Annotated in this window: 20 protein-coding genes; 9 read left to right on the top strand and 11 right to left on the bottom strand. The window is 72.4% G+C overall.

Annotated elements, in window-relative coordinates; genetic code table 11:
• The first annotated feature begins 129 nt into the window (after positions 1–129).
• The 6 genes from ABTZ17_RS25000 to ABTZ17_RS24975 all read left to right on the top strand — a co-directional run bounded on the left by ABTZ17_RS25000 (position 130) and on the right by ABTZ17_RS24975 (position 5,159).
• Entirely contained in the window at positions 130–2,007 is a 1,878-nt protein-coding gene (locus ABTZ17_RS25000; RefSeq protein ID WP_352197940.1) for a phosphatidylglycerol lysyltransferase domain-containing protein, read from the top strand.
• A 29-nt stretch (positions 2,008–2,036) separates the two neighbouring features.
• A complete protein-coding gene (gene folP, locus ABTZ17_RS24995; RefSeq protein ID WP_352197939.1) occupies positions 2,037–2,930 on the top strand; it encodes a dihydropteroate synthase in 894 nt (297 codons plus the stop codon).
• Positions 2,927–3,376 carry a nuclear transport factor 2 family protein gene (locus ABTZ17_RS24990; protein WP_352197938.1) on the top strand — a complete coding sequence of 150 codons (450 nt, stop codon included), beginning with the start codon at positions 2,927–2,929 and terminating at the stop codon, positions 3,374–3,376. Before folP ends, ABTZ17_RS24990 begins: the two co-directional genes overlap by 4 nt.
• Positions 3,377–3,644: 268 nt before the next feature.
• Positions 3,645–4,004, top strand: a complete 360-nt coding sequence (folB, locus tag ABTZ17_RS24985) for a dihydroneopterin aldolase (RefSeq protein ID WP_150209025.1) — start codon at positions 3,645–3,647, stop codon at positions 4,002–4,004.
• Positions 4,001–4,609 (top strand): 2-amino-4-hydroxy-6-hydroxymethyldihydropteridine diphosphokinase, encoded by a 609-nt coding sequence (folK, locus tag ABTZ17_RS24980; protein WP_352197937.1) that lies wholly within the window; start codon positions 4,001–4,003, stop codon positions 4,607–4,609. Before folB ends, folK begins: the two co-directional genes overlap by 4 nt.
• A 58-nt stretch (positions 4,610–4,667) precedes the next feature.
• Positions 4,668–5,159, top strand: coding sequence for a DUF3180 domain-containing protein (locus tag ABTZ17_RS24975; protein WP_352197936.1), 492 nt, complete (start codon positions 4,668–4,670; stop codon positions 5,157–5,159).
• Between the two features lie 73 nt (positions 5,160–5,232).
• Here ABTZ17_RS24975 and folE read toward each other — a convergent pair whose 3' ends face one another.
• The 6 genes from folE to dacB all read right to left on the bottom strand — a co-directional run bounded on the left by folE (position 5,233) and on the right by dacB (position 12,828).
• Positions 5,233–5,838 carry a GTP cyclohydrolase I FolE gene (folE, locus tag ABTZ17_RS24970; protein WP_352197935.1) on the bottom strand — a complete coding sequence of 202 codons (606 nt, stop codon included), beginning with the start codon at positions 5,836–5,838 and terminating at the stop codon, positions 5,233–5,235.
• Positions 5,839–5,951: 113 nt separating this feature from the next.
• Positions 5,952–7,988, bottom strand: a complete 2,037-nt coding sequence (gene ftsH / locus ABTZ17_RS24965) for an ATP-dependent zinc metalloprotease FtsH (RefSeq protein ID WP_352197934.1) — start codon at positions 7,986–7,988, stop codon at positions 5,952–5,954.
• A gap of 230 nt (positions 7,989–8,218) precedes the next feature.
• Positions 8,219–8,779 carry a hypoxanthine phosphoribosyltransferase gene (gene hpt, locus ABTZ17_RS24960; RefSeq protein WP_352197933.1) on the bottom strand — a complete coding sequence of 187 codons (561 nt, stop codon included), beginning with the start codon at positions 8,777–8,779 and terminating at the stop codon, positions 8,219–8,221.
• A gap of 62 nt (positions 8,780–8,841) precedes the next feature.
• Positions 8,842–9,888, bottom strand: a complete 1,047-nt coding sequence (gene tilS / locus ABTZ17_RS24955) for a tRNA lysidine(34) synthetase TilS (RefSeq protein WP_352197932.1) — start codon at positions 9,886–9,888, stop codon at positions 8,842–8,844.
• A gap of 239 nt (positions 9,889–10,127) precedes the next feature.
• On the bottom strand, positions 10,128–11,300 hold the full coding sequence (locus ABTZ17_RS24950) for an Rv3626c family coenzyme F420 biosynthesis-associated protein (RefSeq protein WP_352197931.1): 1,173 nt from the start codon (positions 11,298–11,300) through the stop codon (positions 10,128–10,130).
• Positions 11,301–11,391: 91 nt separating this feature from the next.
• Entirely contained in the window at positions 11,392–12,828 is a 1,437-nt protein-coding gene (dacB, locus tag ABTZ17_RS24945; RefSeq protein ID WP_352197930.1) for a D-alanyl-D-alanine carboxypeptidase/D-alanyl-D-alanine endopeptidase, read from the bottom strand.
• 144 nt (positions 12,829–12,972) lie between these two features.
• Between dacB and ABTZ17_RS24940 the strand changes: the two genes are divergently transcribed.
• Both ABTZ17_RS24940 and ABTZ17_RS24935 read left to right on the top strand, forming a co-directional pair.
• The gene (locus ABTZ17_RS24940) at positions 12,973–13,464 is read left to right on the top strand and encodes an inorganic diphosphatase (RefSeq protein WP_226734267.1); all 492 of its coding nucleotides are present in this window, start codon (positions 12,973–12,975) and stop codon (positions 13,462–13,464) included.
• 233 nt (positions 13,465–13,697) lie between these two features.
• On the top strand, positions 13,698–15,344 hold the full coding sequence (locus ABTZ17_RS24935; protein WP_352197929.1) for a threonine/serine exporter family protein: 1,647 nt from the start codon (positions 13,698–13,700) through the stop codon (positions 15,342–15,344).
• 193 nt (positions 15,345–15,537) lie between these two features.
• On the opposite strand, the gene ABTZ17_RS24930 is transcribed toward ABTZ17_RS24935, so the two are convergent.
• From ABTZ17_RS24930 to ABTZ17_RS24910, 5 genes are all read right to left on the bottom strand, one after another.
• The gene (locus ABTZ17_RS24930) at positions 15,538–16,230 is read right to left on the bottom strand and encodes a VTT domain-containing protein (RefSeq protein ID WP_502994830.1); all 693 of its coding nucleotides are present in this window, start codon (positions 16,228–16,230) and stop codon (positions 15,538–15,540) included.
• Positions 16,231–16,411: 181 nt separating this feature from the next.
• On the bottom strand, positions 16,412–17,173 hold the full coding sequence (locus ABTZ17_RS24925; protein ID WP_352197928.1) for a MerR family transcriptional regulator: 762 nt from the start codon (positions 17,171–17,173) through the stop codon (positions 16,412–16,414).
• Between the two features lie 172 nt (positions 17,174–17,345).
• On the bottom strand, positions 17,346–17,903 hold the full coding sequence (locus tag ABTZ17_RS24920) for a DinB family protein (RefSeq protein ID WP_352197927.1): 558 nt from the start codon (positions 17,901–17,903) through the stop codon (positions 17,346–17,348).
• Positions 17,904–18,087: 184 nt separating this feature from the next.
• Complete coding sequence (locus tag ABTZ17_RS24915; RefSeq protein WP_352197926.1) at positions 18,088–19,545, bottom strand: aldehyde dehydrogenase family protein; 1,458 nt, start codon at positions 19,543–19,545, stop codon at positions 18,088–18,090.
• A 98-nt stretch (positions 19,546–19,643) separates the two neighbouring features.
• A complete protein-coding gene (locus ABTZ17_RS24910; protein WP_352197925.1) occupies positions 19,644–20,555 on the bottom strand; it encodes a Sco1979 family transcriptional regulator in 912 nt (303 codons plus the stop codon).
• A gap of 329 nt (positions 20,556–20,884) precedes the next feature.
• Between ABTZ17_RS24910 and ABTZ17_RS24905 the strand changes: the two genes are divergently transcribed.
• On the top strand, positions 20,885–21,424 hold the full coding sequence (locus tag ABTZ17_RS24905; RefSeq protein ID WP_352197924.1) for an ATP-binding protein: 540 nt from the start codon (positions 20,885–20,887) through the stop codon (positions 21,422–21,424).
• Positions 21,425–21,546 lie beyond the last annotated feature (122 nt).

The following is a 21,546-nucleotide window of genomic DNA, read 5'->3' as shown; positions in this document are numbered from 1 at the left end:
GTCCTTCCCCGGATTTTTTCCCGGCGGAAGTGAACCCGCTCCCGCTCTGCGCCGTCCTAGTGGTCGCACATGTCCGGATGCCGCTGTGGCACCTCGGCCACAGGATCACTCACGGAGTCACGGGAAGCGATGTCTAGCAGGATAGATGGCGATAAGTCGGGACAGGTTCCGCACGGGGTCCGCCGCATCCTCCGCGGGCCACGGCCGGAGAAGGTACCGGGCCTGGTGGGCACCGCCGTGGCCCTCGTCGGGCTCCTCGACATCGCGGCCGGGGTCTTCCCCCGGTTCCGGCACAGCCGGATCCACGCGGTCACCGAGGTCCTGCCCGGCTCCCTCGGCCCCTTCGCGGCGGCCCTGGCGATCAGCGCCGGCGTGCTGCTGCTCCTCCTCGCCCACGGGCTGAAGCGCCGCAAGCGCCGCGCCTGGCGGGCCGCCGTGATCCTGCTGCCCGCGGGGGCAGTGGCGCAGTTCACGTACCGGCACTCCGTGATCGGCGTGCTGCTGGCCGCGGCGCTCCTCGCGCTGCTGCTCCGCCATCAGGGTGAGTTCGACGCGCTGCCCGACCCGCGCAGCCGCTGGAAGGCCCTGGCGAACTTCGTGCTCATGAGCGCCTTCTCCATCGGCCTCGGCCTGGTGATCGTCAACTCGCACCCGCGCCGGGTCCTCGGCGACCCGGGCGTCGCCGACCAGCTCACCCACGTGATCTACGGGCTCTTCGGCTTCGAAGGACCGGTCGACTACGCCGGACGGGTGTCCTGGACGGTGGGCTACTCCCTCGGCGCCCTCGGCCTGCTGACCGCGATCACCACCATCTACCTGGCCTTCCGCCCCGAGCACCCGGCCGCCCGCCTCACGGCCGAGGACGAGGACAAGCTGCGCGCCCTGCTGGAGAAGCACGGCGGCCGGGACTCCCTGGGCCACTTCGCGCTCCGCCACGACAAGGCCGTGGTCTTCTCCCCCAGCGGCAAGGCCGCCGTCACCTACCGGGTGGTCTCCGGGGTCATGCTGGCCTCCGGCGACCCGATCGGGGACGTCGAGGCGTGGCCCGGGGCCATCGAGCGGTTCATGGACGAGGCCCGCGCCCACTCCTGGACCCCGGCCGTGATGGGCTGCAGCGAGACCGGCGGCGAGGTCTGGACCCGCGAGACCGGGCTGGACGCCCTGGAGCTCGGCGACGAGGCCATCGTGGACGTGAAGGACTTCTCCCTCAGCGGCCGCGCCATGCGCAACGTCCGCCAGATGGTGAAGCGCATCGAGCGCAACGGCTACACCACCCGGGTCCGCCGGGTCAGCGAGCTGGACGAGACCGAGCTGGCGCACGTCCGGGCCGCCGCGGCCGCCTGGCGCGGCACCGACACCGAGCGCGGGTTCTCCATGGCCCTGGGCCGGGTCGGCGAGGCCGGGGACGGCGACTGCATCATCGCCACCGCCCACCGCACCGACCCCGAGGAGGCCGAGGGCGCCGCCCCCGGCCCGTACGGGGACCTCAAAGCGGTGCTGCACTTCGTGCCCTGGGGCCCGGACGGCATGTCCCTCGACCTCATGCGCCGCGACCGCGCCGCCGACCCCGGCATGAACGAGCTGCTGATCGTGGCCGCCCTCCAGGCCGCCCCCGACCTGAAGATCGAGAAGGTCTCGCTGAACTTCGCGATGTTCCGCTCGGCCCTCGCCCGCGGCGAGAAGATCGGCGCCGGACCGGTGCTGCGCGCCTGGCGCGGCCTGCTGGTGTTCCTGTCCCGCTGGTTCCAGATCGAGTCCCTGTACAAGTTCAACGCGAAGTTCCGGCCCCGCTGGGAGCCCCGCTTCGTGGTCTTCCGCACCACCCGTGACCTGCCCCGCATCGGGTTCGCCGCGATGCAGGCCGAGGGCTTCGTCACCCTGGCCCTGCCCCGGCTCTTCGCGAGCCGCCGCCCGGCCCGGCCGCAGCGGCCCTGCGCGCACGCGGTGATCGCCCCGGCGGCCCCGCTGTCCGCCCCCCAGCGCGAGCGGGAGGTCCAGGCCGCGTAGCGGTCGGGGCCCGGCCCTACCCTGGGGGCATGAACACGTTGCGCGGCGACGACGAGACCACCGTCGGGGGCGGCCGGGGCCGGGTGGTGGGGCTGCCGGACTGGGACCGCTGTGCGGTGATGGGGGTCGTCAACGTCACCCCCGACTCCTTCTCCGACGGCGGCCGCTGGTTCGACACCACCGCCGCCGTCAAGCGGGGCCTGGACCTGGTCGCCCAGGGCGCCGACCTGGTCGACGTGGGCGGGGAGTCCACCCGCCCCGGCGCCAGCCGGGTGGACGCCGAGGAGGAGCTGCGCCGGGTGGTGCCCGTGGTCCGCGGGCTCGCCTCCGAAGGGGTCGCGGTCTCCGTGGACACCATGCGGGCCGAGGTCGCCGAGCGGGCCGTGGCCGCGGGCGCCCTGCTGGTCAACGACGTCAGCGGCGGCCTCGCCGACCCCGGCATGATCCCCGCCGTCGCCGCCACCGGAGTCCCCTTCGTGGTCATGCACTGGCGCGGCTTCAGCGCCGACATGAACAGCCGGGCCGTCTACACCGACGTGGTCGCCGAGGTGGCCGCCGAGCTGCGGGCCCGGATGGAGGCCGTCATCGCAGGCGGCATCGCCCCCGACCGGCTGGTGGTCGACCCCGGCCTGGGCTTCGCCAAGGACGCCGCGCACGACCTCGCCCTGGTCGCGCACCTGCGCGAGCTGGGCGCCCTGGGCCGGCCCCTGCTGGTGGCCGCCTCCCGCAAGCGCTTCCTCGGCCGGGTCCTGGCCGGCCCCGACGGAGCCGCCCCGCCGCCCGCCCGGGAACGGGACGCGGCCACCGCCGCCGTCTCCGCCATCGCCGCCCACGAGGGCGCCTGGGCCGTCCGCGTCCACGAGGTCCGGGCCACCGCCGACGCCGTCCGGGTCGCCCGCGCCGTCGAGGGCGCCGCCCGGTGAGCCCCGACGACAGCGGTACGGAGGCCGTGGAGGCCGCGAACACCGCCTTCTACGAGGCGATGGAGCAGGGCGACTTCGAGAAGCTGTCCGCGCTCTGGCTCGACGACGAGATCTCCTGCGTGCACCCCGGCTGGCCGGTCCTGTCCGGCCGCGGCGAGGTGCTCCGCTCGTACGCGCTGATCATGGCGCACACCGAGTACATCCAGTTCTTCCTCACCGACACCCGGACCACCGTCATCGGGGACACCGCGGTGGTCACCTGCACCGAGAACATCCTCAGCGGCGGCCCCGCCGAGGAGGCCGGGGAGCTGGGCCCCCTGGTGGGCCAGCTGGTGGTCGCCACCAATGTGTTCCGCCGCACACCCGCCGGCTGGCGGATCTGGTCCCACCACGGCTCCCCCGTGCTCACCGAGAACGAGGACGAGGAGCCCGACGAGGGGGCCTGAACCGCCCGCGGCCCCGCCGCCACCAGGCCCGGACCCCCACCGGCCGGCCCTCGCGCGGCCGGGGGCCGATCGGCGGACGGTTACGCTCCGCGAACACGGGGCACACGCGATCCGGAGGCTCTGACGGGGCCGGAGCCACCCCTTGGGCACCCGGCGTCATCACCCGCAGGTAAATTCGAAGGAGGACGACGCCGACCGCACTCGGCGTAGGCCCATGGGACCGGCAGGAACCGGACCCGGAGAACCTACGAAAGCAGGAGTGATTCGCGTGGATCGTGTCGCGCTGCGCGGCCTCAAGGCCCGCGGGCACCATGGCGTCTTCCCCCGGGAACGCGAAGAGGGCCAGACCTTCATCGTGGACCTGGTGCTCCACATCGACACCCGCCCCGCAGCGGCCGATGACGACCTGGCGAAGACCGTCCACTACGGCGTCGTGGCCGAAGAGGTCGTCGACGTGGTGCAGGGCGAGCCCGTGGACCTCATCGAGACCCTCGCCGAGCGGATCGCACAACAGTGCCTCAAGCACGAGGCGGTAGCCCAGGTGGAGGTCGTCGTGCACAAGCCGGACGCGCCGATCACCGTCCCCTTCGACGACGTGACCATCACGATCACCCGGAGCCGCGCATGAACAACGGACTGAACGCCCAGAGCGACCCGACCGTCCAGCCTGTACCGGCTGCCGTGGTCGAGCAGGTGGACGCCGCCGACGTGACATTGTCGAACCCCAAGTGGGCGGTGATCGCCCTGGGCGCCAACCTCGGCAACCGCCTGGAGACCCTCCAGGGTGCCGTCGACGCCCTCGGGGACACCCCCGGGCTGCGCGTCAAAGCCGTCTCCCGGGTCTACGAGACCGAGCCCTGGGGCGTCGAGCCGGGCTCCCAGCCCTCCTACTTCAACGCCGTGGTCGCGGTGAAGACCACCCTGCCCCCGGGCTCCCTGCTGGAGCGCGGCCACGCCATCGAAGAAGCCTTCGACCGGGTGCGGGAAGAGCGCTGGGGACCGCGCACCATCGACGTGGACATCGTCTCCTACGCCGACACCGTCTCCGCCGACCCGACCCTCACCCTGCCGCACCCGCGCGCCCACCAGCGGGCCTTCGTGCTCGCCCCCTGGAACGACGTGGACCCGGAGGCACAGCTCCCCGGCCACGGCGCCGTGGCCGACCTCCTCGCCGCACTCGGCACCGACGGGGTCAGCGCGCGCACCGACCTGGAACTGCGGCTGCCCGAGTAGTCGTTAGCCTGGCAGTCGCGGGCCGACCGCGGCAGCGCCGAAAGCGGGGAACGGGCACGTGAAGCAACTGAAAGCGGGCGTCCTGGCGGGGATCTTCCTCATCGCCGGGGTGCTGTCCTGGGCGGGCGCCCGACTGTGGAACGCCTACGGCAACCTGCCCGGGGTCCCGCTGGCCGCCCCCGTGGTCCTGGCCGTGATCGCCGCGGTCCTGCTGGCCACGGCGCTGTCGCTGCGCTCCCGGCTCAAGGCCCAGCGGGAGCGCCGCCCCGGGGCCAAGGGAGTGGAGCCGCTCATGGCGGCCCGCTCCGTGGTCTTCGCCCAGGCCAGCGCCCTGGTCGCGGCCCTCGTGGCCGGGGCCTACGGCGGTACGGGCGTCTTCCTGCTGATGGACGGCCTCGACGTGCCCGCCCGCCGGGACCAGGCCCTCTACGCGGGCCTGTCGGTCCTCGCCGGAGCCGCCGTGATCGCCGCGGCCCTCTTCCTGGAGCGGGTCTGCCGACTCCCCGAGGACGGGGACGACACCGACGGCGCCTCCCGCGCCCGCGCCTGACCGGCCGGACCCCGCACGCACGACGGCGGCCCCCACCCGAGGGTGGGGGCCGCCGCGTCGTTTCCGGACCCGCTCAGCGGGCCATGATCAGGCTCATGGCCTCGTTGCGGGTGGCGGGGTCGCGGAGCTGGCCGCGGACCGCCGAGGTGATGGTCTTCGCCCCGGGCTTGCGGACCCCGCGCATGGTCATGCACATGTGCTCGCACTCCACGACCACGATCACGCCGCGGGGCTCCAGGATCTCCATCAGGGAGTCGGCGATCTGGGTGGTCAGCCGCTCCTGCACCTGCGGCCGGCGGGCGTACACGTCCACCAGGCGGGCCAGCTTCGACAGACCGGTGATCTTGCCGTCCGTGGACGGTATGTACCCGACGTGCGCCACCCCGTGGAAGGGCACCAGGTGGTGCTCGCAGGAGCTCATCACCTCGATGTCCTTCACCAGGACCATCTCGTCGTGGCCCAGGTCGAAGGTGGTGGTCAGGACCTCCTCCGGCTTCTGCCACAGACCCGCGAAGATCTCCTTGTAGGCGCGCGCCACCCGGGCCGGGGTCTCCTGGAGTCCCTCGCGGTCCGGGTCCTCGCCGACGGCGATGAGGAGTTCACGAATGGCGGCCTCGGCGCGCTTCTCGTCGAACTCGCCGATCGTGCCCTCGCCGTCCAGGGTCACTGGGTCCGTCATCTGTTCGTTCCTCGTTCCTGTGTCCACGCGCGGGCCGAAAAAGTGCCGCGCCCCCCAGGCTAGATCCTGGGGGGCGCGGCATCCATTCCGGGCCGGACGCGTCCGGCGGCCGGTCAGCCCTCCGGTCGCTCCTCGGCGGCCGGCGCGTCGGACTTCTCCGTCGACACCGGGGCCGGGGCGGCAGCCGCGCTGCCGTTGGCGGCGTTCGTCAGCGACAGCTCCTTGGGGGAGAGCACCGGCGGACGGGTGGAGGGGGTGCGCCGGGAGGAGCCGGTCCACGCGGGACGGGCCGGGCGCTTGACGAGGGCCGAGAAGATCTCGGCGATCTCCTCCTTGCCCAGCGTCTCCTTCTCCAGGAGGGCGAGGACCAGGTTGTCGAGGACGTCGCGGTTCTCGACGAGGATCTCCCAGGCCTCGTTGTGCGCGGTCTCGATGAGCTTCTTGACCTCTTCGTCGACCAGCGCCGCGACCTCTTCCGAGTAGTCGCGCTGGTGCGCCATCTCACGACCCAGGAACGGCTCGGTGTTGTCCCCGCCGAACTTGATCGCGCCGAGGCGCTCCGTCATGCCGTACTGGGTGACCATCGCGCGGGCCGTGGCCGTGGCCTTCTCGATGTCGTTGGCCGCGCCGGTGGTCGGGTCGTGGAAGACCAGCTCCTCCGCCGCGCGCCCGCCCAGCATGTACGCCAGCTGGTCGAGCATCTCGTTGCGCGTGGTCGAGTACTTGTCCTCGTCGGGCAGGACCATGGTGTAACCCAGGGCCCGACCACGGGACAGGATCGTGATCTTGTGGACCGGGTCGGAGTTCGGAGAAGCCGCCGCGACCAGGGCGTGTCCGCCCTCGTGGTACGCGGTGATCTTCTTCTCCTTGTCCGACATGATCCGGGTCCGCTTCTGCGGGCCCGCGACCACACGGTCGATCGCCTCGTCCAGCATGTGGTTGTCGATCAGCTTCTTGTCCGAACGGGCGGTCAGCAGCGCCGCCTCGTTCAGGACGTTCGACAGATCGGCACCCGTGAAGCCGGGGGTGCGGCGGGCGACCGCCGACAGGTCCACGTCCGGGGCGACCGGCTTGCCCTTCTGGTGGACCTTGAGGATCTCCAGGCGGCCCTGCATGTCCGGACGGTCCACCGCGATCTGGCGGTCGAAACGGCCGGGACGCAGCAGCGCCGGGTCGAGGATGTCGGGACGGTTCGTGGCGGCGATCAGGATGACCCCGCCCTTCACGTCGAAGCCGTCCATCTCCACGAGCAGCTGGTTCAGCGTCTGCTCGCGCTCGTCGTGGCCGCCGCCGAGACCCGCACCGCGGTGCCGGCCGACGGCGTCGATCTCGTCGACGAAGACGATGGCCGGGGCGTTGGCCTTGGCCTGCTCGAAGAGGTCACGGACCCGGGAGGCACCGACACCGACGAACATCTCGACGAAGTCGGAACCCGAGATCGAGTAGAACGGCACCCCGGCCTCACCGGCCACGGCCCGCGCGAGGAGGGTCTTGCCGGTGCCGGGCGGGCCGTAGAGCAGCACGCCCTTCGGGATCTTCGCCCCGACGGCCTGGAACTTCGCCGGCTCCTGCAGGAACTCCTTGATCTCGTGGAGCTCCTCCACCGCCTCGTCCGACCCGGCCACGTCGGCGAAGGTCGTCTTCGGGGTGTCCTTGGTGATGAGCTTGGCCTTGGACTTCCCGAAGTTCATGACCCGGGAGCCGCCGCCCTGCATCTGGTTCATCAGGAACAGGAACACCACGACGATCAGGACGAAGGGCAGCAGCGAGAGCAGCACCCCGAGGAACGGGTTCGTCTTGTCCGGGGTGACGGCGTACCCGTCCGGGATCTGACCGTTGTCGGAGGCGGCCTGCAACTGCTTGGCGATGTCGACGCCCTGGTTGCCGATGTAGTTCGCCTGGAACTTGGAGCCGCTGTCCTTGTCGTCGAGCTTCTGGCCGTCCTTCAGCTCGATCTTGATCATCTGGGAGTCGCCGGTGGTGAGCTTCGCCGACTCGACCTGGTTCTGGCTGATCGCGTGCAGAACCTTGCTGGTGTCCACCGTCTTGTAGCCGCCGGACGAACCGACGACGTTCATCAACACGACCACGGCGAGGACGGCCAGCACGATCCACATGACCGGCCCACGGAAGTATCGCTTCACGTCCATCCATACGGGGCGAACTGCGCCCCGTCCCTCCTGCCCGTAGGTAGATGCTGCTGTGGGTAGCTGCTTGTGTCTGAAAAGCTGTTCTTCGGAATGTACCCCTGCATTGTCACCCGTGACGTGTTGCGACGGCTGACAATCCCGCCTTCCCATGCTCCAACGGCGGGAAATCCCCCGGGGTTCCCCGGCGGCTGGGGGCCGCCGGGGTGAAGTCCGGGTTCGCGGAGGGTCGATCAGCCGCCGTAGACGTGCGGGGCGAGCGTCCCGACGAACGGCAGGTTGCGGTACTTCTCCGCGTAGTCCAGGCCGTAGCCGACCACGAACTCGTTCGGGATGTCGAAACCGACCCACTTCACGTCGATGGCGACCTTGGCGGCGTCGGGCTTGCGCAGCAGCGTCACGACCTCCAGCGAGGCGGGCTCGCGGGAGCCGAGATTCGACAGCAGCCACGACAGCGTGAGCCCGGAGTCGATGATGTCCTCGACGATCAGGACGTGCTTGCCCTTGATGTCGGTGTCCAGGTCCTTGAGGATCCGGACGACCCCGGAGGACTGGGTGCCGGCGCCGTAGGAGGACACCGCCATCCAGTCCATGGTGAGCGGGGTGGAGAGGGCGCGCGCCAGGTCCGCCATCACCATCACGGCGCCCTTGAGCACGCCGACGATGAGGAGGTCCTTGCCCGCGTACTCCGCGTCGATCTTCGCGGCCAGCTCGGCCAGCTTCGCGTCGATCTCTTCCTTGGTGATGAGCACCGAAGCAAGATCGCTGCCCATGTCCTTCTCGTTCACCCGCATCGCTTTCGTTGGCGGTCCGGCCCCGGACGGTCCCCCGTCCGGCCCCGGCCGTGGTTCAGCACTCAGCCCTGCCGGATGACAAGTCTGCCACCCTGCCGCCGGGCCTCGACGCGGCCGGGCAGGTTGATGGCCCCCTGACCCCGCCAACCGGTGATGAGACGGTCGACTTCCTCGATGTGGCGGGCGAAGAGCGAGCCCGCCGGGGAGCCCGCCCGGAGCACCGCCCGGCGCAGCACCCGGCGGCGCACGGCGGGGGGCAGGGCGTACAGCTTGGCGCACTCCAGGCGACCCGTCTCGTCGCGCACGGTGTCATCGGCCTGCGCCGCCCAGCTGTCGAGGGCGTCGGCGTCGTCGCGGGAGAGCTGGGCCGTCCGGGCCAGCGCCTCGACCACGCCCTTGCCGAGGGCCTTCTCCAGGGCGGGCAGACCCTCGTGGCGGAGCCGGGAGCGGGTGTAGGCCGGATCGGTGTTGTGCGGGTCGTCCCAGACGGGGAGGGACTGCACCATGCACGCCTTGCGGGCGGTCTGGCGGTCGATGCCCAGGAAGGGCCGGCGGTAGCGGCCGGGTGCGCGGGTGGCGGTGCCTGCGGACTTCTCGGCCATGCCGGAGAGCGAGCGGATCCCGGAGCCGCGGGCGAGGCCGAGAAGCACGGTCTCGGCCTGGTCGTCGCGGGTGTGGCCGAGCAGGACGGCGGCGGCGCCGAGGCGCTCCGCGGCGTCGTCCAGGGCTCCGTAGCGGGCGTCCCGGGCGGCGGCCTCGGGGCCTCCGCCGCGGCCGACCCGGACGGAGACCGACTCGACGGGGTCCAGGCGGAGGGCGGCCATCCGGCCGAGCACCTCGGCCGCGCGCAGGTCGGAGCCGGCCTGGAGGCCGTGGTCGACGGTGATCCCGCCGGCGCGCACGGAGAGTTTGGGGGCCTCGAAGGCGAGCGCGGAGGCGAGCGCCATGGAATCGGCGCCGCCGGAGCAGGCGACGAGCACCAGGGGGCGCGCGTCGGCGGCGCCGTCCGCGTCCGCGCCGGGGGCGCGGCCGGTGGCGTCGGTGAGTACGTCGTGGAGAACGCGGCGGACCGCCAGGCGTATCGCCGCGACCGCAGGATGGGGACCCATGTCCGGTGCCCTTCGGTGGAGGTGTGTGTGGCTCAGGTGACTCGGAGCGGCTCGGGTGACCCCGGGGGTGTCCGGGGCCCGGTCCGCGGGAGTCAGGACCGGACCGGGATGTCACTCAGAGTGCGTCGATGGTGACAGAGACGAGCCGTTCCCTGAGCATCGCACGCCTATCCACGGCCCACGGTCCCTCGGACGGGTGATGCTGAAGCCTTCACAGGGACACCATCACACCTCCCGCGTCACTCCTGTGCCTCACTCGGTCCGGGGTCGCGGGGGGCGGCGCCGTCACCCGCCGCTCCGAGGCGGTGCACCCGGGCGATCCAGTCGGCGGGGCGGGCGATCTCCGCCTTGGTGGGCAGGGTGTTGGGGGAGGTCCAGACGCGGTTGAAGCCGTCCATGCCGACCTGTCCGGCCACGGCCCGGACGAAGCGTTCGCCGTCGCGGTACTGGCGGAGCTTGGCGTCCAGACCGAGGAGCTTGCGCAGGGCGGCGTCCAGCCGGCCGGCGCCGCTGGCGCGCCGCTTCTGGAACTTCTCGCGGATCTCCGCCACGGAGGGCACGACCTCGGGTCCGACCCCGTCCATGACGTAGTCGGCGTGGCCCTCCAGGAGGGACATCACGGCGGTGAGGCGGCCGAGCACCTCGCGCTGCTCGGGGGTCTGCACGAGCTCGACCAGGGAGCGGCCGTCCTCCTCGCCCTCGGGGCGGGCCCCGGCCAGGGACTGGGCGGCCTCGCGGAGCCGTTCCAGGACGGTGGACGGGTCCATCTCGGTGGCGCCGAGGAAGGACTGGATCTCGCCCTCCAGGTGGTCGCGGAGCCAGGGCACCGCGGTGAACTGGGTGCGGTGGGTCTCCTCGTGCAGGCAGACCCAGAGCCGGAAGTCGTGCGGATCCACCTCCAGCTCGCGCTCGACGTGGACGATGTTGGGCGCCACCAGCAGGAGGCGGCCGCCCGCCTCGGAGCCGGGCAGGTCCCCGGAGGCCGGGGCGAAGGTCTCGTACTGGCCGAGGACCCGGGAGGCCAGGAAGCTGAGCAGCATGCCCAGCTCGACCCCGGTGACCTTGCCGCCGACGTTGCCGAGGACGGCTCCGCCGGGGCCCCTGCGCTCCTGCATGCGGTCCAGGAGGGGGGTCAGGAGCTGGCGGAAGCCGGCCACGTTGGCCTTGGCCCAACCCGCCCGGTCGACCACCAGGACCGGGGTGTCGTGGGCGCCGGAGTCCTCGGGGAGCATCCGGGTGTAGGCCCGGACGTGCCGTTCCGATTCCTTGGCGTGCCTGCGCAGCTCGGCCACGATCTCGCGGGCCTCGGACCGGGTGACCTCCGGTCCGGGCCGTACCAGGCGGGTCGCGGTCGCCACCGCGAGGTTCCAGTCGATCATCCCCGAGGGTGCCGCACCACCGATGCTCGTCATGCGTCAACCGTACGGGGGCCGGGGCGATTCGGGGCGGGCCGCGACGGCCCTTTTCCGGCTCGCCCTCCCGGTCGCCGCAGGTCGGCCGGGGTCAGCCGTGGGTGACGAGGGCGGCGGCGAGGGCGTCCAGGGCCGGCTGGGCCTGTTCGGCGGAGGGGGTGTCGGTGGCCAGGAAGGCGAAGGACAGCAGCCGTCCGGAGGGCGTGACCACCGTGCCGGCCAGGGAGTTCACCCCGCTGAGGGTGCCCGTCTTGGCGCGGACCAGGCCCGGGGCCAGGGGCTCGGGCGGGGTGCCGGGGCCGGTGTAGCGGCCGCGCAGGGTGCCGGTGAACCCGGCCACGGGCAGGCCGGTCAGCAGGGGGCGCAGTGCGGGGCGGGCCGGGTCGGCGGCCTCGGCGAGGAGCGCGGTGAGGAACGCGGCGGTGAGCCGGTCGCGGCGGTCCAGGCCGCTGCCGTCGGCGAAGCGGGTGCCCGCCATGGGCAGGCCGAGGGCGGCGAGCCGGGCGGTGACGGCCTTCGCGGCGCCCTCGAAGGAGGCCGGGGCGCCGGAGGCGAGGGCGGTCTGACGGGCCAGGGCCTCGGCGATGTCGTTGTCGCTCTGGGTCAGCATCCGCTCGACGAGGACGGCGAGCGGGGCGGAGCGGACGATGGCCAGCGGGGCGGCGCCGGCGGCGGCCTTCACGGGGGCGGGCCGGCCGGTGACGGTCACCCCCTCGCGGGCCAGCCCCGCCGCGAAGGCACGGGCGGCGTCGGCGGCCGGGTCCGCGCCGCGGGCGGCGGTTCCGGAGGTGGAGGCGTCGAGGCGGCCCTGGTCGACCGCGAGGGCGGTGACGGGGGCGAGGTTCTCGTTGCCGGCGCCGATCGGGTGGGCCGTCGGGCCGGTGAAGAGCCCGGCGTCGTAGCCGAGGGTCACGGAGGTGCGGCCCGCCGCCTTGAGGGCCTTGGCGGTGTCGGCGGCCAGCACCCGCAGGGAGGCCCCGTCGGTGCGGCCGGTCCGGGCGGTGAGGGTGGGGTCGCCGCCGCCCACGAGGACCACCGGGCCGCCGGGGGCGGCCACGGTGCGGGTCTCGATGCGGTGCTCGGGGCCGAGGGCGGACAGGGCTGCCGCGGCCGTGGCGATCTTGATGGTGGAGGCGGGGGTGACCGGCCGGCCGGGGCCGGCGGCGAAGAGCACCCGGCCGGTGGCGGCGTCCACCACGGAGGCGGCGGGGCCGGGGCCGAGGGCGGGTCGGGCCAGCAGCGGCCGCAGGGCCTCCGCGAGCCCGGTCGCGGCGCCGGCCGGGGCCGTGCCGGGGGCGACAGTGCCGGGGAGGACCCCGGGGGCGCTGGGCGCGGCGTCGGGGCGGGCCCGGACGGGGTCTCCGGCGGGCCGCGTACCGTGATGTGCGCCACTGCGCCCGAGGGCGGCGGCGTGCGCCCGTTCGGCCGTACGCTGACCGTTGTCCCAGGGTCCGGCCACGGCGATCGCCCCGGCCGCGAGGGCCAGTCCGGCCGCGGCGGATCCCGCGGCGAGCTGCCAGCTCCTCATCGGTGGCACCTCGGACCAGCCCCTTTCGCGATCACGGCATTGCGTGAGGGACACTTAACCACTGCGTCTTGCCGCGAGCATGGCACCCGGCCTCAGGGCGGACGCGCTGTCACTCGAAGCATTCCGATCATGGAGGAGCAGGACGTGGAGTTCGACGTCACCATCGAGATCCCGAAGGGTTCGCGGAACAAGTACGAGGTGGACCACGAGACCGGTCGGATCCGTCTGGACCGTCGCCTCTTCACCTCGACCAGCTACCCGACGGACTACGGCTTCGTCGAGAACACCCTGGGTGAGGACGGCGACCCGCTGGACGCCCTGGTGATCCTGGACGAGCCCACCTTCCCGGGCTGCCTGATCAAGTGCCGCGCCATCGGCATGTTCCGCATGACCGACGAGGCGGGCGGCGACGACAAGCTGCTCTGCGTCCCGGCTTCGGACCCGCGCGTCGAGCACCTGCGCGACATCCACCACATCTCCGAGTTCGACCGCCTGGAGATCCAGCACTTCTTCGAGGTCTACAAGGACCTGGAGCCCGGCAAGTCCGTCGAGGGCGCCGACTGGGTCGGTCGCACCGAGGCCGAGGCCGAGATCGAGCGCTCCTTCAAGCGTCTGCAGGAGCAGGGCGGCCACTGAGCCCCCGGCCCCGGTCCGTGCCCGTGAGGGGTGCGCCCGCCGGGGCCCGCTCCGCGTGACCGGAGGGCGGCACCCGTACGGGTGCCGCCCTCCGGCGCGTCCGCGTCCGGGAACCCCGCCGGGAGCGCCCCGGTGGCCCGTCCCGGTGCGCCCCCCGACGGGCGGCTCCCGGTACACCTTGGACGAAACGATTCCGCATACTTGGATCACGGGCCGGGACGGTGGGAGAGCGAGTGGCGGAGTCCGAGGGGGCAGACGATCGGGACCTGGGGAAACCCAAGTCCGACGAGGCGCGGAGCGCGTTCACGGCGCCGCCCGGGGTGGTGGATCCGGGGCCCGTGGAGGAGGACCATCCGACCTCGGAGTTCTCCGTTCCGAAGGGTCTGGAGGAGCCGTCCGCGGCGCCCCCGGAGGGTTCCGCCTTCGCCCAGCCCAGCACGTACAGCGCGCACCACTCGCCGCCCGCGTACACCTCCTCGCAGAACTTCGCGGTCTCCCGGATGGGCGAGTCCCCCTGGCAGGACCGGATGCGGACGATGCTCCGGATGCCGGTGGGCGACCGGCCGGTGCCGGAGCTCGCCCCGAAGCCGGACGAGTCCGGCCCCGCGGTGGGGCGCGTGCTCGACCTCACCCTCCGCATCGGGGAGCTCCTGCTCGCCGGGGGCGAGGGCTCGGAGGACGTGGAGGCGGCCATGTTCGCCGTCTGCCGTTCCTACGGGCTGGACCGGTGCGAGCCCACCGTCACCTTCACCATGCTGTCGATCACGCACCAGCCCTCGCTGGTCGAGGACCCGGTCTCGGCCAGCCGCACGGTGCGCCGCCGCGGTACCGACTACACCCGGCTGGAGGCGGTCTACCGGCTGGTCTCCGACATCAGCACCCCGGAGGCCGAGGTCTCCCTGGAGGAGGCGTACCGGCGGATGGCGGAGATCCGCCGCAACCGCCACCCGTACCCCACCTGGGTGCTCACGGCGGCCTCCGGGCTCCTCGCGGGCGCGGCCTCCACCCTCGTGGGCGGTGGCGTGCTGGTCTTCTTCGCGGCCGCGCTGGGCGCGGTGCTCGGGGACCGGCTGGCCTGGTTGGCGGCGGGGCGCGGGCTGCCGGAGTTCTACCAGTTCGTGGTGGCGGCGATGCCGCCCGCCGCGATCGGGGTGGCGCTCTCGCTGGCGCACGCGGACGTGCGCTCCTCCGCGGTGATCACCGGTGGGCTGTTCGCGCTGCTGCCGGGGCGGGCCCTGGTCGCGGCCGTGCAGGACGGGCTGACCGGCTACTACATCACCGCCGCGGCCCGGCTCCTGGAGGTCATGTACCTCTTCATCGGCATCATCGTCGGCGTACTGGTGGTGCTCTACCTGGGGCTCCAGCTCGGTCCGCCGCTGGACCCGGAGGCGGTCCTCCAGATCACCGAGCGGCCCCCGGTGCAGATCGCGGCCTCGCTGGTGCTCGTGCTGACCTTCGCCCTGCTGCTCCAGCAGGAGCGTTCGACGGTGGTGATGGTGACCCTGAACGGCGGGGTGGCCTGGTCGGTGTTCGGGGCCCTGCACTACGCGGGGGAGATGGCCCCGGTGCCGTCCACGGCCATCGCGGCCGGGCTGGTGGGCCTCTTCGGGCAGCTGCTCTCCCGGTACCGGCACACCTCGGCCCTGCCGTACGTGACCGCGGCCATCGGCCCGCTGCTGCCCGGTTCGGCCACCTACTTCGGGCTGCTGTCGATCGCGGAGAACCGGCTCGACAAGGGTCTGGCCTCGCTCACCAACGCGGTGGCGCTGGCGCTGGCGATCGCCATCGGGGTGAACCTGGGCTCGGAGGTCTCGCGGCTGTTCCTGCGGGTGCCGGGGGCCGCGAACCGGCAGGCGGCCAAGCGGACCCGCGGCTTCTGAGCCGACCGAGGCCGGCACGGGCCGCCCGCCCGGGGCCCGGCGGGGCCCGCCACGGGGCTCCAGGGGGCCCGTACGCCCCTCCGGTGCCCCCGGGGGCGGGAAGGGGCGCCGGGAGGCCCCCGATGGGCCCCCGAACGCGCGGAGAGGCCACCCGGTCCGGCCGGGTGGCCCCTCGCGACGCGGAAGGCGGGCGTCAGCGCTTGGCGTGCCGGCCGCGCTGCTGCACCGGGGCGGCCCCGTCGACCCCGGGGGCCGCGGCGGCCTGCTTGCCCTCCTTGCGGGCCTTCAGCACCTCGATGACCACCGGGATCACCGAGATCAGCACGATGCCGACCAGGATGGGCTCGACGTTGGCCTTGATGAACGGGATCTGGCCCAGGTAGTAGCCGCCGATGGTGACGCCCGCGCCCCAGCTGACGCCGCCGATGACGTTGTAGGTCAGGAAGGTGCGGTACTTCATCGAACCGGCGCCCGCGACCATCGGGGCGAAGGTCCGCACGATCGGCACGAAGCGGGCCAGCACGATGGCCTTGGGGCCGTGCCGGTCCATGAACTCGTGCGCCTTGTCCAGGTTCTCCTTCTTGAAGAGCTTGGAGTTCGGCCGGTTGAAGAGCTTCGGCCCGAAGAACTTGCCGATCATGTAGCCGACCTGGTCGCCGATGATGGCGGCGGCCACGATCAGGGTGCAGACCAGCCACAGCGGCTCGTCGATCCACTTGCCGTCGGCCACCAGCAGACCGGCCGTGAACAGCAGGGAGTCACCCGGCAGGAAGGCGAAGAGCCCCGACTCCGCGAAGACGATGACCAGGATCCCGATGAGACCGAAGTTCTCGATCAGGTAGTCCGGGGACAGCCACTCGGGGCCTAGTGCGAGCGTCGTGTACACGGGATCCGGGCTCCAGAAGGGTTCGCGGCGGTGCGGGGCAGGAGGCGCGAGAAGTCGCCCTCAATTATCAACGCACGCCGCCCCCGCCCGGTTCCAGTCCCGGGCGGGGTCGGCTTTGCGATTCGTTGACGATACGGGAGGCCGCCCCCTCCCGGTGACGGCGGGCGTCCGGCCCGCCCCCTCAGGCCCCGTGCCGGGCGGCGTTCGCGACGATCGCCTCGCTCAGGTACGCCGCCAGTCCCTCCCCCGCCTTGTCGATGTTCTCGGTGAACCGGTGGTCGGCCACGTACATCTCGCCCAGACACCGGTGCATGGCGTGCGGGCAGTCGTAGAAGTTCCGGGACAGCTGCGCCCGGTGCTCCTCGGCGGCGTGCATCGCGGCCTCCGAGGAGGCCGGGGTCCCGGCCGCCATCAGGGCCAGCAGCCGCGCGTTCAGCTCCTCGCCCTCCGCCTTGATCCGCGCCCAGTCCGCCTTGGTGTACCCGGCGGTGCGGCGGGCCGACTCCCGGTAGGCGTCCGTGTCCCCCCAGCGCTGCTCGGCCTCCTCGGCGTACTGCTCCGGATCGTGGTCCCCGAAGACCTCGAACCTCTCCTCGGGGGTCAGGTCGATGCTCATCCTGCGTGCCTCCATCGCGCGTTCCACGGCGGCGGCCATCTCGGTCAGCCGGGCGATCCGGTCCGCCAGCAGCGTGTGCTGCCTGCGCAGGTGCGCCTGCGGATCGGTGTCCGGGTCGTCCAGGAGGGCCGCCACCTCGTCGAGCGGGAAGCCGAGCTCCCGGTAGAACAGGATCCGCTGCAACCGGTCGAGGTCGGCGTCCTCGTACCGCCGGTGCCCCGCCCCGCTGCGCCCGCTCGGGCAGAGCAGGCCGATCGCGTCGTAGTGGTGCAGGGTCCGCACCGTCACTCCGGCGAACCCGGCGACCTGCCCCACGGACCAGCTCATCCTCGCGCGCTCCACCCATCGGATCCTGTGCTCGGTGCACCCGGTGTACTCGGCGCACTCGACGTGTTCGGTGTGTACTCGACGTGTTCGGTACGCGCTCCACTGTGGGTCCTCACGTCACGTGAGGTGCAAGTCGGGCCGCCGGTCCCCCGCGCCGGCGGCCCGGCGGGGCTCAGGACCCGGTCCCGGTCCCGGCCTCGGCTTCCGCGGCGACCAGCTCGAAGGCGGTCTTCCCGTCCAGGGACTCGCGGACGATGTCGGCGTGCCCGGCGTGCCGGGCCAGTTCCTCGATCAGGTGCAGCACCAGCCAGCGCACCGACACCTTGCCGTCCTGCGGGAACCAGGGGGCCGGGGGCAGCGGGAAGGTGTCGTCCAGGCTCGGCGCGGTGCGCACGTGCTCCTCGATCTCGGCGACCACCCCGTCCCAGAAGGTCAGGATCTCGGGCACCGTCTCCTCACCGACCAGCCGGAAGCCGTCCCCCCAGGTCTCCTGGGTGCGCTGCTTCTCGTTGGGGCGCTGCTGGGCCAGCCGCAGCCAGTTGAGCTCCACCTCGGCCACGTGCTTGAGCAGCCCGGACAGGGACAGCTCGCTCGCGCTGGGGCGGCTCGCGGCCTGCTCCTCGGTGAGGCCGAGGACCGACCGGCGCAGGGCGCCGCGCTGGGCCGCGGCGAAGGACAGGAGCGCGCCGCGCTCGTCGCCGTAGGACTCCGCGGGAACGTGGGTGACCATGACCGAACCGCCTTCTGCAGCATCCGTCCGGGGCGCTTCCCCGGCTGACGGACACCACGCTACGGAGCCGTCAGGTCAGATCCTGTCCGCATTGCCGCCCGGTCCGGGCGGCGATTCGACACGGGCTCGCGGTGCGGTCCCGGCGACGGCCCGGGGCGACCGGCCGGGCCGGCGGATCGCGCGGTCAGAGCGGGAAGACGGCCCGCCCGTGCTGCACGGAGATCCACTTCTGCGTGGTGAAGGCTTCCACGGTGGCGTCGCCGTTGAGGCGGCCCAGACCGGAGGCCTTCTCCCCGCCGAAGGCGGCCAGCGGCTCGTCCCCGATGGTGGAGTCGTTCACGTGCATCATCCCGGTGTCCACCCGCTGCGCGAAGCGCACCCCGCGCTCGACGTCCCGGGTGTGCACGGCCCCGCTCAGTCCGTACGGGGTGGCGTTGGCCAGCCGAATCCCGTCCTCTTCCCCGTCGAAGGGCACCAGGAGGGCCACCGGCCCGAAGATCTCCTGGCCCAGCAGCGGGGAGCCCTCGGGGAGGCCGGTCAGCACGGTGGGCTCGACCAGGTTCCCCCGGGTGGTCCCGCGGACCAGGGCGGTGGCGCCCTCCGCGAGGGCCCGGTCGACCAGGGCGGTCAGCGCGTCCGCCTGGAAGGAGTTGATCAGGGGGCCGATCTGGGTGTCCTCCTCGCGAGGGTCGCCGGTCTTCAGCGACCGCACCCGCGCGGTGAACTTCTCGCTGAACTCGGCGAACACCGAGCGGTCCACCAGGATCCGGTTGGCGGCCATGCAGACCTGGCCCTGGTAGACGAAGCGGCTGAAGACGGCCGCGTCCACGGCGTAGTCCAGGTCGGCGTCGTCCAGGACCACCAGGGCGCTGTTGCCGCTGAGGTTGAGCACGGTGCGCTTGAAGTGTCGGGCGGCCACCGCGCCCACGTGTCGGCCCACCCGGTCCGACCCGGCGAAGGAGATCACCTTCGGCACCGGGTGGGTGAGGAGGGCGTCGCCTATCTCCGCGATGTCGGTGACGAGGACGTTGAGCAGTCCGGCGGGCAGGCCCGCGTCCTCGAAGATCTTGGCGATGACCCCGCCGCCGACCACGGGGGCGTTCTGGTTCGGCTTGATCACCACGGCGTTGCCCAGCGCCAGGGCGGGGGCCACGGACTTCAGGGTGACCAGGAAGGGGAAGTTGAAGGGGCTGATCACGGAGACCACGCCCACGGGCAGCCGCTGGACCCGGTTCTCCTTGCCCGGGAAGGGCGAGGGCAGGATCGCGCCCTCGGGCCGGACGGCCAGCTGCACGGCCTCCCGCAGGAACTCCTTGGCCAGGTGCACCTCGAAGCCCGCCTTGCCGCGGGTGCCGCCGAGCTCGTCGACCATCGCCTCGATGATCTCGGCCTCGCGCTCCGTCGTCAGCCGCAGGGCCTCCTCCAGCACCGCGCGTCTCGCGTACGGGCCGGTCAGCGCCCAGTCGCGTTGGGCGCGCTCGGCGGCCCGGTAGGCCCGGTCCACCTGCTCGACGGTGGCCACGGTGATCGCGGCGAGCTTGTCCCCGTTGTAGGGGTTGACGTCGATGATGTCCCAGGAGCCGGTTCCGGCCAGCCATTCGCCGTCTATGTACTGGTGAGCCAGATCGGTGAATACGGACATGCCATCCCTTACTGCGAGCGGCGTACGCACCGTTGCGCGCCCCGCCGGACCCCGAAGACGCCATTTCACTGCTGAATTGCCGTCATCCTACGTGTGGTTCAGGACAGTTGGAGCAGTCCGCGCAGAAGATCCCGGGTGCCGTCGGGATCCGGGCAGTCGGCCTGGAGCCGCTCCATGGCCCGCCCGTACTGGGCGACCTCCTCCTCCTTGTCCAGGTAGAGGGCGCTGGTCAGCTGTTCGAGGTAGACGAGGTCCTGGAGGTCCGACTCGGGGAAGCGGAGCATCGTGAAGGCCCCGCTCTCGCCCGCGTGCCCGCCGAAGCTGAAGGGCATCACCTGGAGGCGCACGTTCGGGTGCTGCGAGAACTCGATCAGGTGTTCCAACTGGCCCCGCATGACGGCCCGGTCGCCGTAGGGGCGGCGCAGGGCGGCCTCGTCGAGGACGGCGTGGAAGACGGGGGCGTTCTCCGCGACGAGCACCTTCTGGCGCTCCAGGCGCAGCGCGACCCGGCGGTCCACCTCGGCCGCACCGGCCGCCGGCATCCCGCGGCGGACCACGGCCTGCGCGTAGGCCTCGGTCTGGAGGAGTCCGTGCACGAACTGGACCTCGTAGACCCGGATGAGGGAGGCGGCGCCTTCGAGGCCGATGTAGGTCTGGAACCAACCGGGGAGGACGTCCCCGTAGCTGTGCCACCATCCGGCGGCGTTGGCCTCGCGCACGAGACCCAGCAGCGAGGCCCGTTCGGCCCCGTCGGTGACGCCGTAGAGGGTGAGGAGGTCCTCGACGTCTCTGGCCTTGAAGCTCACCCTTCCCAACTCCAAGCGGCTGATCTTCGATTCGGACGCACGGATCGAGTAGCCGGCCGCCTCGCGGGTGATCCCGCGGGATTCGCGCAATCGCCTGAGCTGGGACCCCAGGAGGATCCGGCGTACGACCGAACCGCCTCCTTGGCCCTCGGCATGGGGGGACCCCCAGGATCCCGTCGCGGTCACTGCTCCGACCCTCCCCATCGCGATGTGTGTGTGCGTCGGGCCCCCCGCGTCCCGTTCCCGCAGTCTGCCACCAAAACGCATCCACCCGTACTCGTTCCGTAACGGAATCGTGGTTGCCGGAAAAGAAGTCCGTAAGTATGCGGAGGAAGAAATGAGCAAGAAACCGTACGGGAACGGACAGAGAGGGCGCGTGCACGTGCATCTGCCCTTGCATCTGCCTGACCCATTCGGAATCCTGGTGCCGCGCGAACGCCTGCTCCACACGTGCGCGCACAGGGCCCGCCCCGCAGTACCGCTCCGTCCGCGACTTACCGGGAGTGCCTCGCATGGGGACGAATGGATCGACCATGCTCGAGCCTTTACGGCAGGGGCTTCCCCCGGTCGACCCCACGGCTGCCTCCGGTTCCGCGTCCTGCGCCCTGCCCGCCAGGTTCGAGGCGGTGCGGGGCGCCCGTACGTTCACCAAGTCCACGCTGGGCCAGTGGGGCCTGCAGGAGCGGTTCGACGACGTGGCCCTGGTGGTCTCGGAGCTCGTGACCAACGCCCTGCGGCACGCGCTGCCCGAGGGCGCCCGGGACTGTGAACGGGACCGCGAACTGGAACCACTGGTCCGGCTGCACCTGATGCGCTGGAGCACCCGCCTGGTGTGCGCGGTGCGCGACCCCAGCGGTCAGGGGCCGGGTCGGACCGGGCGGGAGTACTCCCCGACCGGCGAGGACGCCGACTTCGACGCGGAGTCGGGCCGCGGGCTGTTCCTGGTGGACTCCTACAGCGACAGCTGGGGCTGGCACCCGTCCCCGCTCTTCACCGGTGACGCCGCCCCCGCCTCGGGCCGGCTCACCGGCAAGGTGGTGTGGGCGCTCTTCCAGCTGGCCCCGGCGGCCTGAGGACGGTGTACGTGCGGGAGGCCCGGCCGCCCGCCGCCGGGCACCGCGCCCGTCGACTCCGCGGACGCCATGCAGACGGCGCTCGCCACCACCCTCTTCCACTGGACCCTGCACCCGTGGGC

Origin of the sequence: Streptomyces sp. NPDC097619, assembly GCF_040302735.1 — a bacterium.
Classification (GTDB): domain Bacteria; phylum Actinomycetota; class Actinomycetes; order Streptomycetales; family Streptomycetaceae; genus Streptomyces.
Note: the sequence above shows the minus strand (reverse complement) of the source record. Positions and strands in the feature narration are given on the sequence as shown.

Coding starts and splice junctions, on each gene's coding strand:
- ABTZ17_RS25000 (WP_352197940.1), top strand. CDS start 130: ATGTCTAGCAGGATAGATGGCGATAAGTCGGGACAGGTTCCGCACGGG.
- folP (WP_352197939.1), top strand. CDS start 2,037: ATGAACACGTTGCGCGGCGACGACGAGACCACCGTCGGGGGCGGCCGG.
- ABTZ17_RS24920 (WP_352197927.1), bottom strand. CDS start 17,903: ATGGTCACCCACGTTCCCGCGGAGTCCTACGGCGACGAGCGCGGCGCG.
- folE (WP_352197935.1), bottom strand. CDS start 5,838: ATGACGGACCCAGTGACCCTGGACGGCGAGGGCACGATCGGCGAGTTC.
- ABTZ17_RS24915 (WP_352197926.1), bottom strand. CDS start 19,545: ATGTCCGTATTCACCGATCTGGCTCACCAGTACATAGACGGCGAATGG.
- dacB (WP_352197930.1), bottom strand. CDS start 12,828: ATGAGGAGCTGGCAGCTCGCCGCGGGATCCGCCGCGGCCGGACTGGCC.
- ABTZ17_RS24905 (WP_352197924.1), top strand. CDS start 20,885: ATGCTCGAGCCTTTACGGCAGGGGCTTCCCCCGGTCGACCCCACGGCT.
- tilS (WP_352197932.1), bottom strand. CDS start 9,888: ATGGGTCCCCATCCTGCGGTCGCGGCGATACGCCTGGCGGTCCGCCGC.
- ftsH (WP_352197934.1), bottom strand. CDS start 7,988: ATGGACGTGAAGCGATACTTCCGTGGGCCGGTCATGTGGATCGTGCTG.
- ABTZ17_RS24910 (WP_352197925.1), bottom strand. CDS start 20,555: ATGGGGAGGGTCGGAGCAGTGACCGCGACGGGATCCTGGGGGTCCCCC.
- folK (WP_352197937.1), top strand. CDS start 4,001: ATGAACAACGGACTGAACGCCCAGAGCGACCCGACCGTCCAGCCTGTA.
- ABTZ17_RS24925 (WP_352197928.1), bottom strand. CDS start 17,173: ATGAGCTGGTCCGTGGGGCAGGTCGCCGGGTTCGCCGGAGTGACGGTG.
- hpt (WP_352197933.1), bottom strand. CDS start 8,779: ATGCGGGTGAACGAGAAGGACATGGGCAGCGATCTTGCTTCGGTGCTC.
- ABTZ17_RS24950 (WP_352197931.1), bottom strand. CDS start 11,300: ATGACGAGCATCGGTGGTGCGGCACCCTCGGGGATGATCGACTGGAAC.